Origin of the sequence: Bradyrhizobium sp. S69, assembly GCF_009766005.1 — a bacterium.
Taxonomy (GTDB): Bacteria; Pseudomonadota; Alphaproteobacteria; order Rhizobiales; family Xanthobacteraceae; genus Bradyrhizobium.
Genome location: NZ_LMUK01000021.1, coordinates 39,083 through 48,527, shown reverse-complemented (window position 1 = coordinate 48,527; position 9,445 = coordinate 39,083). Strand labels below are relative to the sequence as shown.

At 63.3% G+C, this 9,445-nt stretch carries 9 protein-coding genes; all 9 read right to left on the bottom strand.

What is annotated here, in order from left to right; all coding sequences use genetic code 11:
* Window positions 1-125 precede the first annotated feature (125 nt).
* The gene (locus tag GSQ88_RS07035) at window positions 126-1,382 is read right to left on the bottom strand and encodes an aminopeptidase (RefSeq protein ID WP_159006660.1); all 1,257 of its coding nucleotides are present in this window, start codon (window positions 1,380-1,382) and stop codon (window positions 126-128) included.
* Between the two features lie 60 nt (window positions 1,383-1,442).
* Entirely contained in the window at window positions 1,443-2,804 is a 1,362-nt protein-coding gene (locus GSQ88_RS07030) for a class-II fumarase/aspartase family protein (protein WP_159006659.1), read from the bottom strand.
* A gap of 92 nt (window positions 2,805-2,896) precedes the next feature.
* Window positions 2,897-3,220, bottom strand: a complete 324-nt coding sequence (gene sorB, locus GSQ88_RS07025; RefSeq protein WP_159006658.1) for a SorB family sulfite dehydrogenase c-type cytochrome subunit — start codon at window positions 3,218-3,220, stop codon at window positions 2,897-2,899.
* A 12-nt stretch (window positions 3,221-3,232) separates the two neighbouring features.
* The gene (gene sorA / locus GSQ88_RS07020) at window positions 3,233-4,444 is read right to left on the bottom strand and encodes a SorA family sulfite dehydrogenase catalytic subunit (RefSeq protein WP_159006657.1); all 1,212 of its coding nucleotides are present in this window, start codon (window positions 4,442-4,444) and stop codon (window positions 3,233-3,235) included.
* A 284-nt stretch (window positions 4,445-4,728) separates the two neighbouring features.
* On the bottom strand, window positions 4,729-5,610 hold the full coding sequence (locus GSQ88_RS07015; RefSeq protein WP_159006656.1) for an alpha/beta fold hydrolase: 882 nt from the start codon (window positions 5,608-5,610) through the stop codon (window positions 4,729-4,731).
* Entirely contained in the window at window positions 5,588-7,063 is a 1,476-nt protein-coding gene (hydA, locus tag GSQ88_RS07010; RefSeq protein ID WP_246735104.1) for a dihydropyrimidinase, read from the bottom strand. The genes GSQ88_RS07015 and hydA overlap by 23 nt, the downstream gene beginning before the upstream one ends.
* Entirely contained in the window at window positions 7,063-7,836 is a 774-nt protein-coding gene (locus GSQ88_RS07005; RefSeq protein ID WP_159006655.1) for an aspartate/glutamate racemase family protein, read from the bottom strand. Before GSQ88_RS07005 ends, hydA begins: the two co-directional genes overlap by 1 nt.
* Entirely contained in the window at window positions 7,833-8,666 is an 834-nt protein-coding gene (locus GSQ88_RS07000) for a GntR family transcriptional regulator (protein ID WP_159006654.1), read from the bottom strand. The genes GSQ88_RS07005 and GSQ88_RS07000 overlap by 4 nt, the downstream gene beginning before the upstream one ends.
* Window positions 8,663-9,433 (bottom strand): maleate cis-trans isomerase family protein, encoded by a 771-nt coding sequence (locus GSQ88_RS06995; protein ID WP_159006653.1) that lies wholly within the window; start codon window positions 9,431-9,433, stop codon window positions 8,663-8,665. Before GSQ88_RS06995 ends, GSQ88_RS07000 begins: the two co-directional genes overlap by 4 nt.
* Window positions 9,434-9,445: the final 12 nt, after the last annotated feature.

Genomic DNA, 9,445 nt, shown 5'->3' with positions numbered 1-9,445 from the left:
ATTTGCACCGGACGATGCTTCGCATCGCCGGGAGCAAATCGACCTCTCCCCGGCGGGGAGAGGTGGGCTGAATGTCGGGCCGGACCGACTCGATTAAACGCCATTCGGCTCCAGCCGCCGATACGTCAGGCCCATTCGCCCTTGCGGAACACCGGCACGCGCCGGCCGTCGGCGTGGATGCCATCGATGTCGATCTGATCCGAGCCGATCATCCAATCGATATGGATCAGGCTCGTGTTACCGCCCTGCGCTGCGATCTGTTCCGGCGACAGCTTGGTGCCGTTGACGAAGCATTTGGAATAGCACTGGCCGAGCGCGATGTGGCAGGCGGCGTTCTCGTCGAACAGCGTATTGAAGAACAACAGCCCGCTTGCCGAGATCGGCGAGGAATGCGGCACCAGCGCGACTTCGCCGAGCCGGCGCGCGCCCTCGTCGGTGTCGAGCACCTTGTTCAGCACTTCCTCGCCGCGCGAAGCCCTGGCCTCGACGATCCGTCCACCCTCGAACTTCACCGCGATATTGTCGATCAGCGAGCCCTGGTACGACAGCGGCTTGGAACTGATGACATGGCCATCGACCCGGCGGGCATGCGGCGTGGTGAAGACCTCCTCGGTCGGGATGTTGGCATTGCAGGTAATGCCGTTATTGGCGGTCGCGGCGCCGCCCTCCCATTCGTGACCGTCGGCCAGCCCGATCGTGAGATCGGTGCCAGGCCCCGTATAATGCAGCGCGCCGAAGTGCTGCGCGTTCAGCCATTCGGTCCGCAGCCGCAGCGCCGCGTTGTGCTTGCCCCATGCGGCGACGGCGTCGTCCTGGTCGACGCGCGAGGCCGCGAAGATCGCGTCGGCCAGCTTGGCGACCGCGACATCCTCCTCGTCATCCGGGAACACCTGCCTGGCCCATGACGGACTAGGATAGGCGATGATGTTCCAGTTGATGTCGAAGGTGACGATGCGCTCCAGCGCCGGCTTGTAGGCAATGGAATTGGCCTTGCTGGCGCGCGCGACCCTGCTGGGATCTTGGCCGGAGAGCAGCATCGGATCATCGCCGACGATCGCGAGCCGCGCGGTGTTGGCGGCAAAGGCTTTCGACATCCCCTCATAGAGCCAGCCCGCGGCGCGGTCGAAGCTCGAATCATGGCCGAATTTATAACGCGACAGCGTGATCGCTTCGTCGGAAAGAATCGGCGTCACGATGCCGGCGCCGGCCTTGTAGGCATGTTCGGCGATCCGGCGCACCAGCGGCAGCGCCACCGTCGGCGCCGTCAACAGCAGATCCTGTCCGGCCTGCAATTGCAGCCCGACCTTCACGGCCACTTCGGCCAACCGGTCGAGTTTGACGGGATCGATCGGCGTTGAAAAATTGCGTTGATGCGCGGTCATGACAGGTCCTTGTGCAAGATCGGTAGCTATCCCCAGAGATAGGCGAATTGACGGCGCCGTTCAACGCTTCGCCGACGCCAAAACCCGATCGACCATTTCAGGCGCCAGACCGAGATAGTTCTTCGGCGACGTCAGCCGCTCGATGGTGGCGCGATCGATGTGTTCGGAAACTCGCTTATCCGCCGACAATGCGTCCGCAAGATGGATGCCCTTTTCGTTGGCGAGCCGGCAGGCGTCATAGACGACGTCATGCGCCTGCTGCCGGCCAATGTCGGGGGCCAACCCCATCATCACGGCTTCGGCGACGATCAGCCCACGGCTGATATCGAGATTCTCGGCCATCTTCTTGTCGTCGACGATGAGACCCCCCAGCGCGAATTTCGCCTGATGCAACGCGCCGGCGGTCAGCACAAAGCTTTCCGGAAGCGCCATCCACTCGGCATGCCACGGCCCGGTGGCGCGTTCGAAATCCTGCACCATTGCATCCAGCATCAGGCCGGCATGCTGACGTACGCCTTTGCACGCCGCCAGCATCAATTCCGACGAAATCGGATTGCGCTTCTGCGGCATGGTCGAGGACGCGCCACGCCCCTTGACGAAGGGCTCATAGAGTTCGGCGAATTCGGTCGAGGCCATGATCATGATGTCGAGCGCGATCTTGCCGAGCGAGCCCGTGACGAGGCCGAAGAAATTCACCACCTCGGCCAGACCATCCCGCGCGACGTGCCAGGTGGAGACGGGAACGCCAAGCCCCAGCTCCTCGCACAGCGCCTGCTGGACCTCGAATCCCTTGTCGCCGAGCGAGGCCAGCGTACCGGCGGCGCCCGCGAATTGTCCGACCAGCACGCGCGGCTTCAATTGCGCCAGCCGTTCGGCGTGACGGTCGAACATCGCGAGCCAGATCGCGGTCTTGTAGCCGAAGGTCACCGGCAGCGCCTGCTGCAGATGGGTGCGGCCCGCCATCGGCGTGTCACGATGTTTTATCGAGAGATCAGCGAGGACGCCGCGCAGCACCGCGATGTCGGCTTCGACAATGGCAAGCCCGTCGCGCACTTGCAGGACCACCGCGGTGTCCATGATGTCCTGCGTCGTCGCGCCCCAATGCACATAGCGGCCTGCCTCACCGCACTGCTTCACCATCTGGTGCACCAACGGCAGGATCGGATAGCCGACGATATCGGTTTCACCGCGTAACAGATCGAAATCGAATTTCGACACATCGGTTAGCCTGGCGATGTCGTCAGCGGCCCCCTGCGGGATCACGCCGCAACGTGCCTCGGCCTTTGCCAGTGCGATCTCGACCTCGGCATAGCGCGAGATCAGGCTGAAATCCGAAAACACCTCGCGCATGCGCGGTGTGCCGAAGGCGTCACGAAACAGGATGGAGTCGAAAACCGTGGTCGAGGTGGGGAAGCCAGCCATGATTTTTCCTTTGGTCTGACTTGAAGAGTAGCCAATAAAGTCAGGCCAACCAAGGCTTCGTCATGCCGAGAGCGATTCAGACACCCACACGTCTAATGGGTCGCCACCATATAATCGACGATCTTGCCGACATCCGCGTCATCGATCGGGGCGCCGTAGACCTTGATCATCTTGGTCACCTCGGCCTGCCAAAAATCCTTTTTGAATGCGGTGCCATGCGGCTGGGTCTTGATGTAATCGGCCGAATGACACGCCGTGCAATTTCCGAGCGCGGCATCCTGGTTCGGGCCCGGCCCGAACGCCGCGGTCTCCTCAGGCAGCTGGTAGGAGATCGGTTTGGCCGATGAGATGATCGGCACGGCGCCGAGCACGAGGATCGATGCGGCGAACCAGAGCGCGATTTTCAGATGTGACATGCGCATTCCTCCTCAAGCCGCCGTGACGGAAGTGGTCTCGATCACGTTGCGCATGTAGCCGGGCGGATTCCACAGCGGCTTGTCCGGCTGGGTCTGCCCGGCCTGATTGGTGGCGCGCACCTTGATGTCATGCGGACCGGCCGTCAGAGGAACCGACACTTGCCATTCGCGGAAGGAGTAGTTGCCGAGATCCTTGCCGAGCTGGCTCGCAAGCCAGGTGGCGCCGCCATCGGTCGAGACGCTGACGTCCTTGATCCCCTTGCCGCTATCGAAGGCGATGCCTTTGAGCAGCACAGGTCCCGCCTTGAGCTTCGCGCCGCTGCTCAGGTTGGTGATGAACGAGCGGACGTTGAACTTGTTGATCGGGATGGTTGCCTTCGGCGAGGTGCCCGGCTCGACGCAAGCGCACTCGGTATCCGGAATGCGGTAGGCCGACTTCATCCAGAAGCCGTCGAACACGCTGTCGAGCACGGTGATCTCGTTGAGGTGTTTGACCCAATAGGTGCCGTAATAGCCGGGCACGATCAGCCGCAGTGGAAAGCCGTTGAGCAGCGGCAGATCGGCGCCGTTCATCGCATAGGCCAGCATAACCTCGCCGTCGCGGGCATGATCGATATCGAGCGCCTTGGCGAAATCGGGCGTCTTGTCGAACACCGGACCGTCCATGCCACCGAATACGACCTGTTTGGCGCCGGCCTGAACGCCCGCTTGATCCAGCACCGCCTTGAGCGGCACGCCTTTCCATCGCGCGTTGCCCATCGCACCATTGGCGAGCTGGCCGCCGGCGACGCGCGGCTCGGAAAATCCGCGACTGTTGCCCGAGCATTGATTGACCGCCACCAGTTCAACCGCCGGCATCTTCTTGATGTCGGCAAGCGACAATTTGATCGGCTTGTCGACCTTGCCCTTGATCTCGACCGAAAAGACATCGGGATCGATGTCATAGGGAATGCCGGCCAGATGATAGCGCACGAAAAACGCATCGTTCGGCGTGATGGCGCTTTCGTCGAATACCGCGAACGGGGTTTCAAGCTGAGGCGGCCGGCTGGTGAGGCCGATCATCGGCCGTTTCTGCGGATATTTGACCAGCGGCCGCTCGCCATTCTCGAACGGCAGGGTTACCGTATCAGCAGCAAACGCCCGCAACACCCCGAAGGCCGTACCGGAGCCGAGCGCGGCAAACGCAGCACCGGATCGCGTGATCAACTGACGCCTATCCATCATTCGAACCTCCCATAAAGAGTTCTTGTTCGTTCGCGAATACGCTTCCGAAGGGTGCCGCTTGCTCCGCATATCGGATCGGCGGCGAGAATCGTGTTCGCGGTTGGGGATTATGACGAGGCTATCGGGGATATGCAAAGCAGGCGACCGAAATAGACGAAAGAGCTCTCGTCGAACCGATCCGACGAAAGTCTATCTGCTGGCGCCGCCCTCGCCGGCCAGCACGGACCGCAGCCACGCGATCAAGGCGCGGCGAGACCGTCAACTCGCCGCGGTATGGCGCTCCGCTACTTCATCCCGGTGATGGAAGCGCTGACGGCGCGGGGATCTCGCGTCGGCCAGCGGCCGCTCTCGACCTGGGAGAGGAAATCGCCGACCAGCCGGTTATATTCTTCCGGTTCCTCGATGTTGATCGCGTGACCCGCGTTCGGCATCACCACCAGCGCCGATGAGGGAATGCTTTGCTTCATCAGGATGCCCGGCATCAGGCACGGCCAGTCTTCATCACCGGTGATCACCAGCGTCGGCACGGTGATGCGCTGCATTTCCTCGACCAGCGTATAGAGCGACGGCCGTTCCTTCTGGACCCCCTGCTGGGTGTTGGCCGATCCCACCGCCGAATGTTCAGCCAGCATCCTCTTGAACTCGGCGTGGCCGCGCGGGTCCTTGTTTTCATATTGAACGCGGGTCGGCCCGTAGGCGTAGCGTTCGGCGAAGGCCGGCATGCCCTCGGTCCGGATCATGCCCGCGATCACATCGGCTTCGGCCCGGAAGATCTCGCGCTTGTCGAGCTCGGCGCCGTAGCCGCAGCCGCCGATGCACAGCGAGCGCGCCCGCTCCGGGTGCCGCAAGCCGAAATGCAGCGTCGCGAATCCGCCCATCGAGAGGCCGATGATATGCGCCTGACGTTCGCCGACATGATCGAGCACGGCGAGAATATCGTCAGCGGCGCGGGCTTGCGAATACGACGAAACGTGCTCCGGCACTTCGGACGGCGGAAAGCCCCGCGCATTGAAGGCGATGGTGCGGTAGCGCTTGCCGAAATAACGCATCTGCTGCTCCCAGCTGCGCAAATCGCCAGCGAATTCGTGGACCAGGATCACGGGATGGCCAGATCCGGTTTCCTCGAAATACAGCCGTATTCCGTCATCCGTCGTCGCATGGGGCATGGTGGTCTCCTGGAATTCCTGGGCTCGTACTTTTAGTTAAGGTTGCGAAGCGGTACGCGCCGGCGCGTTTGGCCCGCGGCAGATAGCTGCCATAGCCCTTGGCGCCGACCAGCACGCCATCATCGACCACGACCTTGCCGCGCAGCATGGTCAGCACCGGCCAGCCCGTGACCTCGAGCCCCTCATAGGGCGTGTAGTCCGAGCCGTCGTGGATCAAATCGTGGCGGATCGTGACTTTTCGTTTCGGGTCCCACAACACGATGTCGGCGTCCGATCCAATCGCGATCGTCCCCTTGCGCGGATAGAGCCCGTAGATCTTGGCATGATTGGTCGAGGTAAATGCGACAAACGAGTTGAGGTCGATGCGGCCCTTGACGACGCCTTCCGAGAACAGGATCGGAAGCCGCGTCGCGACGCCGGGAATTCCGTTCGGCACCCAGCGGAAGCTGGTGCGGCCTTTCGGCGTCAACTTGCCTTGCGGATCGTCGTAGCGGAACGGGCAATGGTCGGACGAGAACACCGAGAACACCTTCTGCTCCAGGCCTTCCCAGCATGCTTGCTGGCTCGCAACGTCGCGCGGCGGCGGCGAGCAGACATATTTGCTGCCTTCCATGTTGAGCTGGTCGAGGTCTTTCTCGGTCAGCATCAGATATTGCGGACAGGTCTCGCCCATCACTTTCAGGCCGCGCTGCTGGGCACGGCGGATCTCGTCCATCGACTCGCGGTTGGAGACGTGCACGATCATGATCGGGACATCGATCAGTTCGGAGAGTGAAATCGCGCGATGCGTCGCCTCGCGCTCGACCGGGATCGGCCGCGATGTCGCGTGATAACGCGGCGCGGTGTTGCCGGCGCGCTCGAGCCGGTCGGTCAGGAAGCGAATCGCGTCAAAATTTTCCGCGTGCACCATCAGCACGGCGCCGGTCTCGCGTGCCACCGCCATGGTTTCGAGCAATTCGCGATCCGAGAGCGCCAGGCCCTCATAGGTCATGAACACCTTGAGCGAGGTATAGCCGTCCTCCACCAGCGCCGGCAGTTCCTGCCCCAGCACCTGTTCGGTCGGGTCGGTGACGATCAAATGAAAGGCGACGTCGATGTGACACTCGCCGTCGGCCAGCGAATGGTAATGCTTCAACGCCTCGCGCAGGCTCTGGCCTTTCTCCTGCAAACAAAACGGCAGCACCGTGGTGTTGCCGCCGAACGCCGCCGACCGCGTGCCGGTGGCGAAACCGTCGGCCATCACGATACCGTCGCCCGACGGCTGCGCAAAATGAACATGGCTGTCGATGCCGCCGGGCAAAACCAGCCGGTCGGTCGCGTCGATGATGGTGGCGGCCTCGCCGAGATCGTGTCCCAGCGCTACGATGCGTCCGTCGCGGATCGCGATGTCGCAGGCAAAGGTGTCGGCGGCAGTGGCGACGGTGCCGCCGCGGATGATGGTATCGAACGACATCAGATGGTTTCTCCTTTCGCATCGATTGGCCGCCGGTGCTCGATCCGCGCGGCCAACGGTTCCGTCAGCCCGATGGTCGGCTTCGGATCCGGACGACGGAACGTCCCGGCTGTGGCCTTGCGTGGCTTCAGCGCGACCAGTGTCTCGGCCTGCCGCACCGCCGCGGCGGTCGGATCGACGACCGGGACCGCAATGCGATCGCGGACCTTGTCGGCAAGGCCCGCCAGCGGCGCGCCGGAGAGAATGACGACGTCGGCGTCGTCCTCTTCGATCGCGCGGTTCGCCAGCGCCACCAGCATCTCTTCCTTCTCGGCCTGAACATCGGAGATCGATTTGAACGCGCCATCGAGCGTGCGGATACCGGCGCAACGCGCGTCCATGCCGTGCATGGTGACGCATTCCTGATACCAGGGCCCCAGCGCGCGGGCGAAGGTCACAATGGCGAACTTGCGGCCGAGCATGCAGGCGGTCAGCATCGCGGCTTCGGCAAGGCCAACCACCGGAAAATCAAACAGCTCGCGCGCTCCGAACAGGCCGGGATCGCCGAACGCGGCGATAATTGCGGCATCGATGCCGGGGCCGGCCGCCGCCAGCATTTCAAGCGCGATGGCGCCGCCGATCTGCGCTTCGGCGCGGGTCGCAATATACGGCACGCCACGCCGGGCGGTCACCGGGATGAGTTCGGTCCCCGGCGAAGCGACTTTCGAGCCAGCCGAATAGAGCAGATCCGTCACGGCGGCGGTGGTGTTGGGATTGAGCAGCAGGATTTTCACAGCCCGGCCTTTCGCTTCGCCGCGGCTCGGAGCTCGCGGGAGGTTTTCACGGCGCCGGCCTCGTCGGCCTCGAGCGGCAGCGTCCCGGCGACAACCTCGCCGGTACGACGAACATGATGTCCGAGCAATTGTCCGGCGCGGCCGGCGTCGCGCGCCTTCAGCGCATCCAGGATCTCCTGGTGGTCCCGCACCGACTCCTCCCAGCGCCCCAATACCGACAGGCCGAAGAAGCGCGCGCGCTCGGCGCGCGGCAGCAACGCGTCGTGGGTGGCCTTCAGCACGCTGTTGCGGGCAAAGCCGACGATGGCGCGGTGAATTTGCTGGTTGATCTCGAAATATTCACGCATCTCGCCACGGCTGTGATGCCATTCGATACGCCGTTGCATGGTTTCGAGTTGCTCGACATCGCGCGCCGCCATCCGTGTCGCCGCAAGCTCGGCGGCGCAACGTTCGATGCCGGCCAACGCCTCGAACAGTTCGACCAGTTCATCCTGGCGCAGCGGCGCCACGATGGCGCTGCGGTTCAGCCGCAGCTCGACCAGGCCTTCGGTCGCCAATTGTTTCAGGGCTTCGCGCAGCGGCGTTCGCGACACCCCGAGCGCGTCGGAAAGATCGGCCTCGAGCAATAGCTGTCCGGGCGCCAGATCGCCGCGCACGATCAACAGGCGAAGCCGCGTCGCGGCCTGCTCGTACAAACCCGCGCGTGGCACACGCAGTTGCCGTCGCGGCAGCGCCGTCACGGCGCGGCGCGGCTTGGCGGCGTTCTTGAGCGCGCTCTTGGCTTGAGCCTTGAGCTTGATCCTGCCTGCGCTCGATTTCGAACGGTTCATGAAGAAGACCTCTGGGTATCCCCGCCCGCGCTTGCAAGAACCGAATCAGTGAACAGCCCGCCCCAGCCCTCGATACGCGCCGGATCTATTCCGGTCGCGATCAAGCACGCCCATAGCGTCACCGCAATCGAATCGAAGACGGGTACGCCGAGTCTCGCTTCGAGCACCTCGGCCGGGCCGGCGCCACGCATATTGGTGCAGAGCACCGCCACGGCGTCGCAGCCTTCGCGCACGACTTCTTCGATCAGGCGCGCGACTTCGGCCTCGGGCACTTCGGCGAACGAAAAATTGTCCTGCAGCGACAGATGCCGCTCCACGACACAGTGCAATCCCTCGGAGCCCCAGACGGCGATGATCTTTTCCTGGACGTCCTTGCGATAGGGCGTCACCAGCCCGATCCGTTTGCTCCCGGTGCGCTGGAACAGATCGCGATAAGCGAGCACGGTGGTTCGCGCCTTGATGCCGGTTGCCGCCGTGATCCGTTCGCACAAACGTTCGTCGCGATCGAAACCGAGCCAGCTCGCCGACGTGCCGTTCCAGGCGATGACATCGACTTTGGCGTGCGCCAGAAGCTCCGCTGCGCGCAAGATCTCGCTGTCGTCGAATTGCGCCAGTGCTGCCTCGGACAGCGCGATTTCGGTCACCTTGAAGCGGGAGAAATGTACCGAGACATCCGCAATGCCGGCCAGCATCGCGTTGGTGATCGGCTCCAGCGCGGTGTTGGATGAAGGGGTCAGCATGCCGAGCCGGACTTGTCGTGTCGTCATTTGGAGCCTCAT

Bases quoted from the DNA above. Each gene is read 5' to 3' on its own strand.
- GSQ88_RS07035 (WP_159006660.1), bottom strand. From the start codon at position 1,382: ATGACCGCGCATCAACGCAATTTTTCAACGCCGATCGATCCCGTCAAA.
- GSQ88_RS07030 (WP_159006659.1), bottom strand. From the start codon at position 2,804: ATGGCTGGCTTCCCCACCTCGACCACGGTTTTCGACTCCATCCTGTTT.
- sorB (WP_159006658.1), bottom strand. From the start codon at position 3,220: ATGTCACATCTGAAAATCGCGCTCTGGTTCGCCGCATCGATCCTCGTG.
- sorA (WP_159006657.1), bottom strand. From the start codon at position 4,444: ATGATGGATAGGCGTCAGTTGATCACGCGATCCGGTGCTGCGTTTGCC.
- GSQ88_RS07015 (WP_159006656.1), bottom strand. From the start codon at position 5,610: ATGCCCCATGCGACGACGGATGACGGAATACGGCTGTATTTCGAGGAA.
- hydA (WP_246735104.1), bottom strand. From the start codon at position 7,063: ATGTCGTTCGATACCATCATCCGCGGCGGCACCGTCGCCACTGCCGCC.
- GSQ88_RS07000 (WP_159006654.1), bottom strand. From the start codon at position 8,666: ATGAACCGTTCGAAATCGAGCGCAGGCAGGATCAAGCTCAAGGCTCAA.
- GSQ88_RS06995 (WP_159006653.1), bottom strand. From the start codon at position 9,433: ATGACGACACGACAAGTCCGGCTCGGCATGCTGACCCCTTCATCCAAC.